The 14,966-nt window shown below is 37.8% G+C and carries 11 protein-coding genes and 1 pseudogene; 8 read left to right on the top strand and 4 right to left on the bottom strand.

Going from position 1 to position 14,966, the window contains the following annotated elements; all coding sequences use genetic code 11:
- Positions 1–120: 120 nt before the first annotated feature.
- Positions 121–795 carry an alpha-ketoglutarate-dependent dioxygenase AlkB gene (locus tag HEQ36_RS21450; RefSeq protein ID WP_168634953.1) on the bottom strand — a complete coding sequence of 225 codons (675 nt, stop codon included), beginning with the start codon at positions 793–795 and terminating at the stop codon, positions 121–123.
- Between the two features lie 292 nt (positions 796–1,087).
- Here HEQ36_RS21450 and HEQ36_RS21445 point away from each other — a divergent pair.
- The 3 genes and pseudogenes from HEQ36_RS21445 to HEQ36_RS21435 form a co-directional block, all read left to right on the top strand.
- Positions 1,088–1,927 (top strand): annotated as a pseudogene (locus tag HEQ36_RS21445) (FAD-dependent oxidoreductase); the annotation flags it as partial.
- A gap of 109 nt (positions 1,928–2,036) precedes the next feature.
- A complete protein-coding gene (clpS, locus tag HEQ36_RS21440; protein WP_027401013.1) occupies positions 2,037–2,360 on the top strand; it encodes an ATP-dependent Clp protease adapter ClpS in 324 nt (107 codons plus the stop codon).
- 2 nt (positions 2,361–2,362) lie between these two features.
- Positions 2,363–2,659, top strand: coding sequence for a DUF2103 domain-containing protein (locus tag HEQ36_RS21435; RefSeq protein ID WP_027401012.1), 297 nt, complete (start codon positions 2,363–2,365; stop codon positions 2,657–2,659).
- Between the two features lie 116 nt (positions 2,660–2,775).
- On the opposite strand, the gene HEQ36_RS21430 is transcribed toward HEQ36_RS21435, so the two are convergent.
- Both HEQ36_RS21430 and HEQ36_RS21425 read right to left on the bottom strand, forming a co-directional pair.
- Positions 2,776–4,497, bottom strand: coding sequence for an IS1634 family transposase (locus tag HEQ36_RS21430; protein WP_053538855.1), 1,722 nt, complete (start codon positions 4,495–4,497; stop codon positions 2,776–2,778).
- Positions 4,498–4,571: 74 nt separating this feature from the next.
- The gene (locus HEQ36_RS21425; protein ID WP_168636748.1) at positions 4,572–4,910 is read right to left on the bottom strand and encodes a hypothetical protein; all 339 of its coding nucleotides are present in this window, start codon (positions 4,908–4,910) and stop codon (positions 4,572–4,574) included.
- A 481-nt stretch (positions 4,911–5,391) separates the two neighbouring features.
- Here HEQ36_RS21425 and HEQ36_RS21420 point away from each other — a divergent pair, with 481 nt between their 5' ends.
- Both HEQ36_RS21420 and HEQ36_RS21415 read left to right on the top strand, forming a co-directional pair.
- On the top strand, positions 5,392–5,772 hold the full coding sequence (locus tag HEQ36_RS21420; protein WP_027401010.1) for a hypothetical protein: 381 nt from the start codon (positions 5,392–5,394) through the stop codon (positions 5,770–5,772).
- Positions 5,753–5,956 carry a hypothetical protein gene (locus HEQ36_RS21415; protein WP_168636522.1) on the top strand — a complete coding sequence of 68 codons (204 nt, stop codon included), beginning with the start codon at positions 5,753–5,755 and terminating at the stop codon, positions 5,954–5,956. Before HEQ36_RS21420 ends, HEQ36_RS21415 begins: the two co-directional genes overlap by 20 nt.
- Before the next feature lie 13 nt (positions 5,957–5,969).
- Here HEQ36_RS21415 and HEQ36_RS21410 read toward each other — a convergent pair whose 3' ends face one another.
- Positions 5,970–8,162, bottom strand: a complete 2,193-nt coding sequence (locus HEQ36_RS21410; protein ID WP_168636749.1) for a recombinase family protein — start codon at positions 8,160–8,162, stop codon at positions 5,970–5,972.
- A gap of 49 nt (positions 8,163–8,211) precedes the next feature.
- Between HEQ36_RS21410 and HEQ36_RS21405 the strand changes: the two genes are divergently transcribed.
- From HEQ36_RS21405 to HEQ36_RS21395, 3 genes are all read left to right on the top strand, one after another.
- A complete protein-coding gene (locus tag HEQ36_RS21405; protein ID WP_168636807.1) occupies positions 8,212–9,534 on the top strand; it encodes a proton extrusion protein PcxA in 1,323 nt (440 codons plus the stop codon).
- 961 nt (positions 9,535–10,495) lie between these two features.
- A complete protein-coding gene (locus HEQ36_RS21400; RefSeq protein ID WP_168636751.1) occupies positions 10,496–13,924 on the top strand; it encodes an Ig-like domain-containing protein in 3,429 nt (1,142 codons plus the stop codon).
- The gene (locus tag HEQ36_RS21395) at positions 13,878–14,909 is read left to right on the top strand and encodes a hypothetical protein (protein ID WP_168636752.1); all 1,032 of its coding nucleotides are present in this window, start codon (positions 13,878–13,880) and stop codon (positions 14,907–14,909) included. The genes HEQ36_RS21400 and HEQ36_RS21395 overlap by 47 nt, the downstream gene beginning before the upstream one ends.
- The last annotated feature ends 57 nt before the right edge of the window (positions 14,910–14,966 follow it).

Here is a 14,966-nt window from a genome sequence, read left to right as displayed (position 1 = left end):
TGGGTGGAGGATGGAATTATGGATAAATACCATTTAGCCATCAACCATTTTAATTTCATTGTAAAGATAGTGCATTAGCTAGAGTATAACGCACTCTAAAACTATTGATAAACTACATCATTAGACAGGAACAATTACTCTGAAAGTCAAGTTTATTCTAGGTTCAACTTTCTTCGATATCTTAGGAATTTGATGCTGCCAAAAATGCTGCGTTTCACCAGCCATTAACAAAAAACTACCATGTGTTAACTCAACTTCTGCTTTCAAATCTTTGTTGTTCTTATGCCTAAACATAAACCTTCTCGTACCACCAAAATTAACAGAAGCAATCACAGGATTTTTACCTAGCTCTTTTTCCGCATCTGTATGCCAAGACATTCCATCATTTCCATCACGATAAAGATTGAGCAAAACGCTATTGAATTGAGATTCTACAATTCTCTCAATTTGCTCTTTTATTAGTAGCAAAGTTGGTGTCCAAGGTTCAGGATCGAAATGAATACCTGAAAATTTATATGAATTACCTTTATTTCCATACCAAGCTGTCTTTCTTGGTACATCTACTACCTTACCATAGATATTCATTCTATCTTGTCGCCATTTAATATCACTATGCAGAACTTGAAAAAAGTCATCGCTCTCTTGCTTTGTGAAGAAATTAGGGTAAAAAGTAACTTCCCCATCTGGTAAAGATAGTATTTGTTTCCTTGTGTTATTAGTCGCTGTATGACCAATAGCATCAAACCCAGAAAATAAGTCTCCTTGAACAAAATTTGTAGTTTGTTTACTGCTCATACAAGTTTATTTTTCAAAGTTATGGTAGAGTTTGGAATATTCATGAAATGTTACTAAAGGCACTTATACGACTTATTCAACTGATCATGAACAAGTCTAAGTGTTGGAAAAATGAGTGCTAATAAATATGCTGCCGATAAGTAGGTGGGCGTTAAAAATTGTCGTTGGGGCAAGGGAACAGGGAACTCTTAACTGGGAACAGAGTTTTGAGTGATTTTACTTTTCTTCACATACCTTTAAATTTTTCTGTTCACCTACTTAGGTGTAATTAAAAGATTAGACATCTCCAGAAAAGGCTGAAGAAAAAGCATTTTCTTATTTTTATTGGTTGTATGGGGGAACTACAGATTCTCAGTTGGGTAATGGTGTGAAAAAACCGCAAACAAATATCCGTTTCTTAACAGGTTTAGATTCGCCTATGGGGACGGTTCATGGTTTATCTAAATACCCTTATATGCGGGAAGGAAGACGGATTATTGGTCGTCCAAGTTGGGGACAACCGGAAGGTTTTGGTATTTGGGAAGTTGATATTTCTCGGCGTAATTATAATGATGAATATTATCGGAAAACTTTGCCAGCAAATATGTATGGCAATCTAAAAGCAACTGTGGCTGGTTTGGAGGCGACATCTGTAATTAGTGGGGAAATTCCTCCAGAAAAAGTTATTCGCCGGAGTCGTTCGACAATTTACCCTGATGCTGTGGGTATTGGTCATTATGCCATAGATTTTCATCCTTGTATGGCAAAAAGTCCGGTGGAAGCACCTGGTAATCAGGAACGTGCTGGAGAAAGGCGGGGTGCAGGACTTGCTTATCCTTTTCAAATTGCCTTACGGGCAATGATTCCCCAAAAAATTGATAATTTATTGGTAGGGGGAAAAAGTATTGCTACTAGTCATATTGCGGCGGCGGCTTATCGGGTTCATTCTTTTGAATGGTCTTCTGGTGCGGCTGCGGGAACTGTGGCGAGTTTTGCACTAAAAGAAGGAATCGCACCATATCAATTGGTTGATGATTTACCTCAACAAGAACCACAATTACAAATTTTAAGAAAGTTGTTGGAGGCGAATGGGAATCCTACGGCTTTTCCTGATACTTCTATTTTTAATGAAAGTTGGGATGATTGGCGGTAGTAAATTGGGCGCAGGCCCTGCGCCCCTACTTTCTCACTCAGCCAGCAATGGATTAAACTGGTTATTTGTAATGTCAGTTTTTACAATGTCGTTTTTGGCTGATTTTTCTATGGTGACAAGAATTGCAGATGTGTACAGTATGGCTTCAGCACCAACTGTGACACCTGACCGGGTTAATCAAGTGACTCGGAAAACCTATCCTAATTATAAGGTGATTGTGTTGAATGATGATTTCAATACTTTCCAGCACGTGGCTGAGTGTTTGATGAAGTATATTCCGGGGATGTCGGGCGATCGCGCTTGGGATCTCACTAATCAGGTACACTATGAAGGACAAGCGATTGTCTGGACCGGTCCCCAAGAACCAGCAGAATTATACCACCAACAACTTCGTCGGGCTGGGTTGACAATGGCTCCCCTGGAAGCAGCCTAATTATGTCAAAACCTACTGATGGTAGACTTGTTTGGAATCACTCTACCCATATTCCTGGTCTAATTCCCATTTTAGAACGTTTGTGTCAACAGCATGGGATTGGAACTGTGACACCCGCGGTGATTGGTAGAGCTAAGGGTCATGCACCAAAAATGCAGTTGCGGGTGTCTGTACCTATTCGTGGTGGCTATAAAATCATTGCTCGTCAAGGTAAGACGGTGCAGGAGGTGTTTATCCTCACAACTTTACTACAGGATGAACTCGAAGGTGCGATCGCTATTGCTATGAGAATTGCCTAAATTATGAATTTACAAATAGCAAGGTTGGAGCTAAGTTCAGTTCTAACCTTGACTTTTGATTATTCTTCAATTTTATGACTCCCGGTTCGCCCATTTTTGCGAGAGTTAGAAGAATTCTACTCAGGAGTAAAAGATTGACCACTAAGCTGAGTATAAATAGTAGGGGGAAACCCAAGTAAAACAAGAATACGCTGCTGTAAAGGGGAAAGAGTAGTTAAATGAGTGTAGACTTCATTGTTAACCTCAATTAATATCAATGTGATTTCTTTAAATGCAACAAGAAGCATTTCAGCAGTAGGACGTGCCGTTTTACGCTGAGGATTACCAGCATAAAGTCCAGCCAATTTTTCTTGATTTTTGTCAAGATGGCGACGAACCTGAAACTCTAAAAGAGTCAAAACTCGCAAACCAATTGAAAGTAGTCGGATCAAACCAGTAATATGGTCTTCACGTTGTAAATAAATTGGAGTTAAAGAAAGAGGAAAGCCTTTAAGTCGAGCAAATCCTCGTTCTGTCAAATACTCATCTCTATAAGCACGAACTGCTTGTTTCAAACTCAGGTTAGCTTCAGTTTCATTAGTGACATAAACTCGCCAGCCTAACAGTTGAACTTGTTGTTTTACCGCGTCTTCATTAATTTTAAAATCTAAATTAAAGGAAACTTCTTCTATTATTTGAGATTGACGTTCGCCATATTGTCTTTTAACTTTTTCAACTCGCTGAGTTTGAATATCAATTTCAAATAATCCCCCAGTCCGATAACGCTTGAGAATCTCAGCTACAGATAACTCCCACTCTGGAAATGATGTCAGCTTTTTCTTGCCGCGTTTGGGGATTTTTAGTTGTTCAAGAGCATGAACGGTTTTCTGTATGCGTTCACGTAGATATTTTTCCTCTGTCTGGGCAATGGCATAAGAACGGACTACTAATTGTCGCTCTTCCCAAGATATTTCTTGCTCGTTAATCTTTTCTTTTTGGAGCAATTTTAGTTCAAATCCTTCAGCAATCTCTCTCGTTTTTCCATCTGCATAATCATAATTGATAGTTGTCAATTCTTGTTTTTCATCCCAAACTGGTTGCAGATATTCTCTTAATTTTTCTGTCGGTGTTTGCTTGGCATTTAAAGGACATAGATAAAAATCTCCCCCTGATACAATATGGATTCTTGTCCCCATTGATGCCATTTTACAGTCCCCAATATACAGTAATCCTGGCTGTTTTAGCGTCGAACGGACTCTCTCAATTGCGGGGATATATAAAGGGTCATCTGCTTTTTCTCCCGATAATATTTCTGTTGCTATTGGCATTCCTAATGGGTCTAATGTTGATAGCATGATTTTGACTTGTGCCAAATCTGGACGATGGTCTTTGCTATGACCCCATTGAAATAGCCCTTCAGTATTCACCCCGCAATAACTTGAAGCTGTTGTACTATCCAGTCTTACCCGTTCTGGTTTGATATCATACACTTGCAACAAATTACTTCCCAGTTCTTCCTCAAACGCATACCAGTTCTCGTCACAGTTAAGGTAACGCAATACTGCTTCTAATCGGTCATCGGTTAGGTCAAGTTCGTTTAAGCTTTCACCAATCAATTTTTTCAATGTTTCTAACCGTTTACCAGCCCAGGCTTGAACTTGATTTAAACGGTGGTCTGCTTGCGATAAGATATGTGTTAACCAGATCACTGCTACATTCCCCAAGCTTTGTCCTCGCCAATTTCCATGGGTGGGGAAGTTTTTATCTATTAGCTTTTGTACACCCATCCGTTCTATCTGTGTGAGTAGTACGGGTATGTCATCTACTCGTTCGTTTGTAATTATGGATTCAGTTGCCATAACGTCGAACATATACTTACTTAGCTTATTTTGTATAACCTGTCTCTGATTATACTTTTATCTGCACATTTTTCCTAACTCCCTAAAAAATGGGCGAACCGGGAGTTATGAACTGCAAACTTATGTAACGGTAAACTCAAAATACAAGAAAATGTTAAGAAATATGACAAAGCTGTAGTAATTCTTAAAGTCATCATTACAGCGTCCCAGTCAAATAAAAATACTTTTTCTATCCCAAAAGCAACGCAATAAACTAACCAGTACGCAAAGCTCATTCTTAAGAGACTTTGTTCTGTTTCTTGAAAATCATCTATGGCTTGATTATCATCCTTTAATAACCATAGACCGACAATACAAGCGATTGAGGAAATAGCCACCACAAATTCATGGCAACATAAATTCACTGTAGGCATTGATTTTTGTCTCCATTTCCAATGTTTTTATATTCCTATGGAAATTTAGTTTAAAGGAATATGCTGGAGAGTTGTACAAAATAGTTACAAACTGCAATCCCTCAACAAGTTTCTTCACAAATCCCAATACCTGAAAAGTCATGATTGCTGTATCAAATGTTTTACCCCTCCCTAACCCTCCCCTTATAAAGGGGAGGGAACTAAGTAGGTTGGCGTTGAAAATTATCGTTATAGCAAGGCAAGAGTAAAGAAGTTTTCAGCGATTTTACGTTTCTTTACACAGTTTGATTTTATTGTGTTCACTTACTTACGTTGTTATTGCGGCATTTTCTGACAAAAATCTCATCATATTGATGTCAGTCATCTAACTTAGGGTTAATTTAAAATATCTAACTTAGGATTAATTAAATTACTTTGACTAAAGCATAAGCTGGTTATAGCAGGTTAATTCCAACTATGTTATTTTGGAGATATTAAGATAATGTTGCAAGAAAATTTTACGACTTCTCAGAAGGGAATAGATGCTTCTTTAATTGGTTTTGATGAAAGTTGTTTATCGGAATTAAGTTCGGAACAAGCCTCTAATATTGTTGGAGGATTTACACTTAAAAATAATACAGAAGCACCAAGGATTTTCTATAATTTTGGGGAGAAGTCACCCCTCAAACAACAAACTTTACAACCAGGAGAGAGCGGTACTTATCCCGGAGAGTTTATTTTGTATAATTCTTCGGCATCAAAACCCGGAATTAGTCCAGCAGTATTCAAAGCAGACCCTTCCGGTTCATTTAGTCTAAATCAATCAGGAACTAAGATAATTCCTACTGATCTTAGTTCTTCTAATGGAAGTACAGATTGTTAAAAAAGCCTGTAAAGGAATTTTGAATAAACAGCCTCTAGAACTTAATCTGGAGGTTTTATTTATAAGTAGTTTGGTCATTGGTCATTGGTCATTGGTTATTGGTCATTGGTCATTGGTCATTGGTGAAAACGATTCTTCTTTCTTCTTTCTTCTTTCTTCCTTCCTCCTGACTCCTGACTCCTGACTCCTGACTCCTGCTAAACTACTTCACAAGAATGAACTAAAGGTAATAATGGACCTATTTGTTCTTGTCCATTTATAGCTAAATCACTATGACATAAATACAATTTATCAGACACCCGCGCCAGTAAATCGGTGACAATTTTTTGTAATCTTTGTGCTTCGGCTAGTTGTTCATCTGCGGCTGTCCAAGGTTGTCCTAACCTATCTCGTAAAAATAAAGTAGCACCAAATAAAGTAGCTGCACCACCTTTTGCCCACAGTGGTGAACCAATATCTAACCAAAAATGCCAACGGTGATGTTTACGACTTGCACGATACTGAAAGATGGTTGCTAAAGTTACGGCTTTTCTACTGCTACCGATAGGACGGATAGGATAGGGATTTGCAGTAATTGTTCCTCGTCGCAGCAGTTGAATAAATATGGCTATCGCCACGCTATCGCTATCACTAATGGTAATACTAAGGGTTTCTGGTGTATGCAGTGAAAGTAATAGAGTATCATTTTGTTTTAAGCGGGCATCTACTTCCCAATAATGTTGAGCGGTTTCTATTAATTCTCTTAATGCTGCTAATTCTTGATATGAAGGGGTTTTATCCTTACACACAAACTCTTGAATGGCTTTGTAGAGGAGAAAAATGGGGGTGAGGAGAAGTCCCTGGTGATATTCCTCTCTCTGTTTGCCAATCCATTGTAATATATCTTCATACGCCTGAGTGGCAATATAGCCAATTCTATCCCAGCGTTCAAAGGTTTTCACTGGTAATAAATTGGGTGTGTCGGGGTGGGGAACGAAACAAGCATCAGCGATTAACCCAGCCCGCACCGGATCTATTTGAGAATGATGGAATTCTTTTTCCTGCCCATTTTGGGTTTGATATTGACTCAAAACCACCAACATTTCCGCCACTGCATCCCTATCTACTAACCGCCCCAAACCGGGGTAAACTAGAGCCATGAGGGTAAGTAATGCTCTCACCACTGAAGAACTGATTAAGGGGCGTTGTTCGTTGAGAGATTCTACCTCGATATTTTGTTTAGTTAATATTTCTACTAGAGTATAACGAGCGATCGCATCTAAACCCGGCGCAATAATTACTACTTCATCCGCCGCTACTTCCCCTGACTGCACCCCATCAATAATGATCTCGGCTGTTTGGCGTAATAATTGGGCGCGGGAATTAGTTTGAATAGGCTTGACACAACTGGGTAAACTCAACATCGTCATTGGCTGTGTTACCAATTCTACCATTTGCTCAGTCAAAGAATATCCCAAACTATTTACAGGTGGTGAAGTTAAAGTTTCTACTTGACAACGCCCAGATAATTGGTATAAATACTCAGGATCTGCACCTAAACCCCAGCGGACAGCCCCATGAGGATTATAGCTAAAAGCCCCCACAGCACCAGCATCTAACAAAAATGCAAATAAGTTAGCAGCGATCGCCGGATAATCATCCACATCATCTGCTATGATCCCTTGATAACGGTGTTTTAAATGCTGTTGATAGCTACCATCAGGTAATAATTTTTGGTGATACAATTCGGTAATTAGTGCATAAGTCAATAAACCTGTTTCTAAACACCAATTTCGCCAATTTAGTAGTAAAAAACCCAAAAAATCCGGCTCTAAATTGATAGAATTATCCTCTAAACCACTTTGTAATATCTGGGGAATATCTTCACAGGATACACCGCTATAAGCTGCCAATTGCCATAAATCTAGAATCCTTCTGACCAAACGATTCTCATTCATCCCTACACGCCGCAAAACTTCTGAATTTAACTGAGAACTCCAGAGTTTCGTCGCCAACTCTTGTTCCGTTTCGGGACGTAATCTAACCGGAAATTGTGCTTTGATTGACCATGAATCAATTAGCAACGGCCAAAACAAAATTACCTCATCTTGGAAAAAACCTAAAGCCGTTTTGACACGAATAGGATATTTTCCCAGTGTTAAAGTAGTAACTCTATCAGCTAATTCCCTGCGATTATCATCATTAGCAGCTAACAATAAAATACCTGGTTCTTTTTGGTGTAAATTTAAATTTTGATCTATAGATTGGGTTTGAGAATTGTTAAGATTTTTATTATAAAATGAACCAGAAACTTGATTATTAACTTGCAACCAAGCATCAAAATAGCTGACCAAGCGAGTAGTTTTACCACTACGACTAGTACCAAAAATCCAAAGAGAATCAGAAATCATGGTTTTTGCGTTAACTTAAGTTTAAGAATTTAGTAGATAATCCCAAATAATCGTCTCGATGAAAAGTACCGTGTCTAGCCAAAAAATATACCCTTTTTTATTGTCTGCTTACAGATGGTATCTACTGACACCAGAACGTTCTTTAAGTACAGCTTATCAAGCAGCTATAAAAATTAAGGAAATTGAAGATCAACACTTTAATGGTAACAAAATAGACTTCGAGTTTACCATACACAGTGCCAGTGTCATGGATTATTTTCAAGGAGATTTGCAAAAGTTATTAAAAACTGTGCAAATGCGGCTGACAGAATTTAAAGCTAGTCGGTGGTTTGCGAATGAATCTAAACAAAAAGCTGCCCTAAAATTGGGTATAGAATATTCTAGCCCCGCATTAATTTTAGAGAAACTAGAATTCATTGATCAAGTTACCTCCAAATATACTAATAATGATATAGATACAAATTATAACAACTCCAACTCTTCACCTGTTGTACCAGCCACAGATTTAGTTAATTCCCAACAATTTATTCCTAAAACATCAAATCAAGCCAACAAAAATACACCGAAAGGAAAAACTAATACAACAGGTATTTTACCACGGTCAATTTTAAGCACAATCACTCGCCTACAGGTAGAATTAGATCCAGAATCTGAACAAAATGTAGTTCAAAATTTTCGGAAAGCTCAACAAAGAAGTATTATCTCAATTCGGTTTATACTTTTACTAATTATCGTTCCTCTTCTAACTCATCAATTATCCAAGGCTTTAATTGTTAGTCCATTGGTAGAACATTTTCGCCATGATAAAACAGTAGAAGTTTTCCTAAATGGAGAAATGGAAGAAGAAGGATTATTAGCATTACAAAGATTTGAAGAAAGAACCAAATTTGAAGCCTTAATTAGTAATGCACCTCCTCTTACTGCCGAAGAATTAGAACTCAAAATAAAGAAGAAAGCAGAGGAAGTCAAAGAGGAATTTCGTAAAGAAAGTGATAATGCTATTAAAAATGTATTTGCTGATATTTTCGCAGTAATTACCTTCACCATCTTATTACTTGTTAGTAAGCGTTCTATCGCAGTCCTCAAAGAATTTTTTGATAACGTAGTTTATGGTTTAAGTGATAGTGCTAAAGCATTTATTATCATTTTATTTACCGATGTTTTTGTCGGTTTCCACTCTCCTCACGGTTGGGAAGTTCTCTTAGAAGGAATATCACGACATTGGGGATTACCAGCCAATCGTGATTTTATTTTCTTATTTATTGCCACATTTCCCGTAATTTTAGATACGATCTTCAAATATTGGATTTTCCGTTACTTAAATCGGATTTCACCTTCTGCCGTTGCTACCTACCATAACATGAATGAATAGCCAGCATTTTGCCAACATTACTATTAGCTTACCAATATTTATGGCTAGTTCCGTAATTTCCAACTCTTACTCTCTGTGCCTCTGCGCCTCTGCGTGCAGTAAAATCATTCTTTTAATCAGCATTAAGATGAAGCTGCGTAGAATAATATTTTCAGGGTAAGTAGGTGAACACAATAAAACCAAACTGTGTAAAGAAAAGTAAAATCGCCCAAACCCTCTTCACTCTTGCCTCTTGCCTTTTGCCTTGCCATAACGACAATTTTCAACGCCAACCTACTTAATTGACCGCAGATAAACAGATTGTTGATATCTGACGCACCTTACCAATGTGCCAGTTGCGTAAATTGTCAAATTAGTTAATTTTTTAATACAAAAATACATAAGTCTTTACAAAAAACATCTTGTTTATACCATACTGTTCAGGGTATATTCCAATAGAGCCGTTGCGGTTTAGTAGCAGATTTACACACTCTGGGCAAATATACAACCAAAAGTTGAGCATCTATGGATATATCTAATGTTCGTGACGACTCCAATTCACCACTTGTCACTTCTAGTATATTGAGTAACGACTTTTTACCCGTAAACCCGTTAGATAAAAATTCCCATTCATTCATTCATTCATTCAGAATTTGATTCCCTTGCTACTATTACACCAACACAATATCTGAATCAAGAAATTCTCCCAATTACACAAATAGCACTACAAAAATTTTCCAATTCCTCTGAGTTCTCAAATAATATAGAATTAGCTTTTGGCTATGGTTGCAATGTTGAATTCGCACATCAAATAGTTGACAATTTAGCCAGTGGTCAAGAAATTCCCAATATCCAAATTATCCCTCAATCTCAGTTAAAAGCTGATGGAGCATTTGGCAATAATACTATTTATATCTCTCAAGATTTAGTTAACTCACAACAGTCTAATTTTAGTCAAGTTGTCAATGTCCTGTTAGAAGAAATGGGACACTATATAGATTCGCAAATAAATATTCAAGATGCTCCCGGAGATGAAGGCGCAATTTTTGCTAAACTCGTTCAAAATCAACCTTTAGCACCAGGAGAACTAATAACATTAAAAGCGGAAGATGATCATGGTATCTTAAATATTAACGGGCAAAATATCGCCATAGAACACGCGGATACTCATGGAGTATTTCTAGTTGATAATACAGGAAGAATCTCAATTGACTTCTTAGCTGACTCCGGTAGTTACCATAACGAAATGGCTATTTTCAGCCTTGAGAATATGGATAGTTTAACACCTGGTTCAGCAGATTATATCAAAGAAGCGGCTCGTCGGGCTTTAAGTAATTCAACATTAGGATATACAGTAATTATTGATATTAACGAAGGTGCGAAATTTGTTGGAGAAATAGGAGAAAGTAATAAAAATGATGGAAATTATTCTGGTTTAAAAACCTTCAGTTTTACCCCTGGAGGTAAAATTGCATTTATGTTAGTTCCCCAAGGAACTGTTCAACAAGTATTTGATAATCCCAACGCAGGTAATAGTCAACGTCCCTTATTTTCTATTGCGGCTGCTAATCCCAATAATGCCACACAAATAGGACAATTAGTGCCAGGTACTTTTGGTTGGGAAGATATTAGAAATGACCAAAGTACAGATGCAGATTACAACGATATTATCTTTAAAATTCAAGGTGCGATTGGATCACTAACAGATATAGGAGGATTATTTGCTAGTGGTAAAGATTGGCGGAATGTTCCCTTAGCTCAAGAAATTATTACCTTTGCTTCCCAATCTAATAATACAACCTTAATAGCCAAATTATCTCAAGATACAGGAGTTAGTAATTTAGATATTATTACTAATAATCCAGAAATTTCCGGTTCTGTCAACAATGCTGATAATATTAGCAAATTACAAGCTAAATTCAGTGATGGTAGTAATTTCGTTGATATTTTATCTGAGTTAAAAGCAAATGGCAGCTTTGTTTTAAATAAAGAGAAATTAGCTCAAATTAAAGGTGGACAAATCGCAGACGGAGACTATCAATTAAATTTACGTGCTGAAGATAAATTTGGTAATATTTCTGAATTTTTAGTTAAATTCACCTTGGATACAACTAAACCAGGAATACCCACAGAAGTAGGTTTGAAAAATGATGGTGATAGAGTTACAAATCAAAATACACCAACTATTACAGGTAACGGAGAAAATGGTGTATTCATAGAACTATTTGATGGACAAAATAAATTAGGACAGACAACAGTTGTTAATGGTTTTTGGGAAATTACCACATCTCAAATTACCGATGGATTGAAAAAATTAACTATCACAGCCACCGATATTAGTGGTAATCCGAGTGATGCTAGTAATACAGAATTTACCATTGATTCTGCTTTACCACAAATTAATATTACCAATCCTCAAACTAATGCAATATTGAATCCAGGTGCAAGATTGCAAGGTACTGTAAATGGTACAGGTTCAACAATAGATAAATTAAGTTATCGTTTTGGTAATGGTAGTGAAATTAATGTACCAGTAAATAATCAAGGTGCATTTGATGTTGAATTGAATTTAACCGATTTATCTGGACAACAAAACCTGATTATTAAAGCGGTTGACTTAGCCGGAAATAGTAAAGAAACTACTCAAAATGTAGTCGTCAATCAATCAACACCAGACACAACAGCACCATCAATTACTGCTAGTCTTAATAATGATACAGGCATCAACACCGATGGTATCACTTTCGATTCTACCATCACAGGAACAGTCACAGATATCAGTGAAATAACCACATTCCAAGCTAAGTTAAATTCTGGCAACTTTGTAGATGTTTTAGCTAAGTTGCAAAATGGTAATTTTACTTTAGATACAGCCACACTAACTCAAATTAATGGTGGACAATTACCAGATGGTGTTTATCAACTTAATTTGAAAGCAGAAGATAAGTTTGGTAATATTTCTAGCGAAGTTAAATTAGACTTTACCCTGGATACCACAGCACCACAAACACCGGGCTTCATGTTAGATTCTCTGGTTGATTCTGCACCTATTGGAGATTCTCAGACAACCTATGATAAAGTCAAACTAATAGGACAAACAGAAGCAAACGCCACCGTAACATTACAACAAACAGGGATATCAATTACTGCTGATGCTGCGGGTAAATTTACATTTACTGATGTACCTCTCATATTAGGTGATAATTCCTTGACTGTGAATGCTAAAGATGCAGCCGGAAATACCAGCACCTTTACCACTATTATTAAACGAGTTGATCAAGATAATAGCGATGTGGTTTTAGATTGGAACGCCACATTGTTAAATGCTATTTACACAGATAAAACAGCACCACCTGTTGCTTCTCGCAACATGGCGATCGCCCAAACCGCCGTCTTTGATGCTATAAACAGTATTACTGGAACTTACAAAAACTATCATTTCACAGGTACAGCCCCGACAATTGTATCAGCAGAAGCCGCCGCCGCCTCAGCCGCTTATACCGTTCTCGTCAATCTTTACCCCAAGCAAAAAGCCTTCTTTGATACTGCTTTAACAACTTCTCTGGCTAAAATTACTGATGGTGAAGCAGAAAATACAGGAGTAACTTTTGGTCAAACTGTTGCCAATGATATCCTCACCTTACGGAGTACAGATGGGGCAAATACAACTGTAAATTATACACCTGGAACTAATCCTGGTGATTGGCAACCAACACCTCCAGCTAATGCTTCAGCCTTGTTACCACAATGGGGACAGGTGACACCATTCGGATTAACGAGTGGTTCTCAGTTCCGTCCTGCTGGTGAACCCGCTTTAACGAGTGATCAATATACTACAGACTTCAATCAGGTCAAAGATTTAGGCAGTATTAATAGTACCACCCGCACTGCTGACCAAACCCAAATTGCCCAATTCTGGGCTGATGGTGCAGGTACATTTACACCTCCTGGACACTGGAATCAAATTGCTCAAAATGCCGCTGCAACTAAGGGTAATTCCTTAGTAGATAATGCCCGTTTGTTTGCTTTATTAGATATTTCCTTGGCTGATGCGGGAATTGCTGCTTGGGATGCAAAATATACTGAAAATTCTTGGCGACCCATTACGGCAATTCAAAAAGCTGATACAGATGGTAATCCTAACACCACTGCTGACCCCAATTGGAAACCGCTAATTACCACACCACCATTCCCCAGCTATATTTCTGGACATAGTACCTTTAGTGGGGCTGCGGCAAAGGTATTAACAACAATTTTGGGTGATAATGTCAGTTTTAGTGTCAATTCTCTGGGAACACCAGGGGTTGATCGTACTTTCACTAATTTTAATGCTGCCGCAAATGAAGCGGGAATTAGTCGGATTTATGGCGGGATTCATTTCAATTCAGACAATGTGGATGGATACTGGTAAATTGGTGGGTAATTATGTCTTGCAAAACTTGTTAGCGCCGATTACTGAACCAGTGCAAAAGTTGAGTGTGATGCCTGGAGAGCAGTTAAAACTGGAATCACAAGATATTTTTGGTAAAAATGCCAATTTTGCCCTTGAAAGTAAGCAAAGCTTACCGACAGGGATGCTAGATAGCGATGGAACGCTAATCTTTAAGCCCACACCTGACCAAATAGGAACTTATGATTTTACATTGGTTGCTAGAGATGGTCAGCAAGTTACCACCAAGAAGTTTAATTTAGCTGTAGTCGCTGACACATTGACAACTACAAGAATTTCTGGAGTAATTCAAAATACTGATCAGAAAGCGTTATCTGGTGTGGTGGTGAAAATTGGTGATGTATCTGCTACTACGTCCGCTGATGGATCATTTACTTTGACCTTAGCTGGTGTGCCGTCTGCTGATGCAGCTTTGATCATTCAACCCAGTCAACAAGTTGATAATATTGTTTATCCATCCATTGCGGAAAAATTGCCTTTACTGTTGGGTCATGACGTTTATGCAAATGTCAAAAACGTTATTGACCGTCCCATCTTTTTACCACCCATTGATATTAGCAACGCTCAAACTATTAACCCTGCAATTACTCAAACTGTTACCAGTGCGGCGATTCTTGGTTCATCGGTTAAAGTTGCTGCTAACACCTTATTCGATCAAGAAAATAAACCTTATACTGGCAAATTAAGTATTACTACAGTTCCCACAGAACTTACTCCTGCGGCTTTACCTGATAACTTGCGTCCTGATTTGGTGGTGACAATTCAGCCAGGGGAAATGAATTTTAGGACTCCTGCACCTCTGAGTTTACCGAATATAGCTGGATATGCGGCGGGTACACAAATGGATTTATGGTCAATTAATCCGCAAACAGGATTTTTTGATAAGGTGGGAGTAGGACAAGTCAGTGCTGATGGCAAGGTAATTAATCAGCAATTCTCATTTTGAAAAAAATAAGATAAAATTCTCTTAATTTAAGTGTAAACCCTGTATTAAATTATTCTT

The sequence above is a fragment of the Anabaena sp. 54 genome, from assembly GCF_017355725.1.
GTDB lineage: Bacteria > Cyanobacteriota > Cyanobacteriia > Cyanobacteriales > Nostocaceae > Dolichospermum > Dolichospermum heterosporum.
Note: the sequence above shows the minus strand (reverse complement) of the source record. Positions and strands in the feature narration are given on the sequence as shown.

Excerpts from the sequence above, each read along its gene's own strand:
- HEQ36_RS21450 (WP_168634953.1), bottom strand. The coding sequence starts at position 795 with ATGAGCAGTAAACAAACTACAAATTTTGTTCAAGGAGACTTATTTTCT.
- clpS (WP_027401013.1), top strand. The coding sequence starts at position 2,037 with ATGGTGACAAGAATTGCAGATGTGTACAGTATGGCTTCAGCACCAACT.
- HEQ36_RS21435 (WP_027401012.1), top strand. The coding sequence starts at position 2,363 with ATGTCAAAACCTACTGATGGTAGACTTGTTTGGAATCACTCTACCCAT.
- HEQ36_RS21430 (WP_053538855.1), bottom strand. The coding sequence starts at position 4,497 with ATGGCAACTGAATCCATAATTACAAACGAACGAGTAGATGACATACCC.
- HEQ36_RS21425 (WP_168636748.1), bottom strand. The coding sequence starts at position 4,910 with ATGCCTACAGTGAATTTATGTTGCCATGAATTTGTGGTGGCTATTTCC.
- HEQ36_RS21420 (WP_027401010.1), top strand. The coding sequence starts at position 5,392 with ATGTTGCAAGAAAATTTTACGACTTCTCAGAAGGGAATAGATGCTTCT.
- HEQ36_RS21415 (WP_168636522.1), top strand. The coding sequence starts at position 5,753 with ATGGAAGTACAGATTGTTAAAAAAGCCTGTAAAGGAATTTTGAATAAA.
- HEQ36_RS21410 (WP_168636749.1), bottom strand. The coding sequence starts at position 8,162 with ATGATTTCTGATTCTCTTTGGATTTTTGGTACTAGTCGTAGTGGTAAA.
- HEQ36_RS21400 (WP_168636751.1), top strand. The coding sequence starts at position 10,496 with ATGGGACACTATATAGATTCGCAAATAAATATTCAAGATGCTCCCGGA.
- HEQ36_RS21395 (WP_168636752.1), top strand. The coding sequence starts at position 13,878 with ATGGCGGGATTCATTTCAATTCAGACAATGTGGATGGATACTGGTAAA.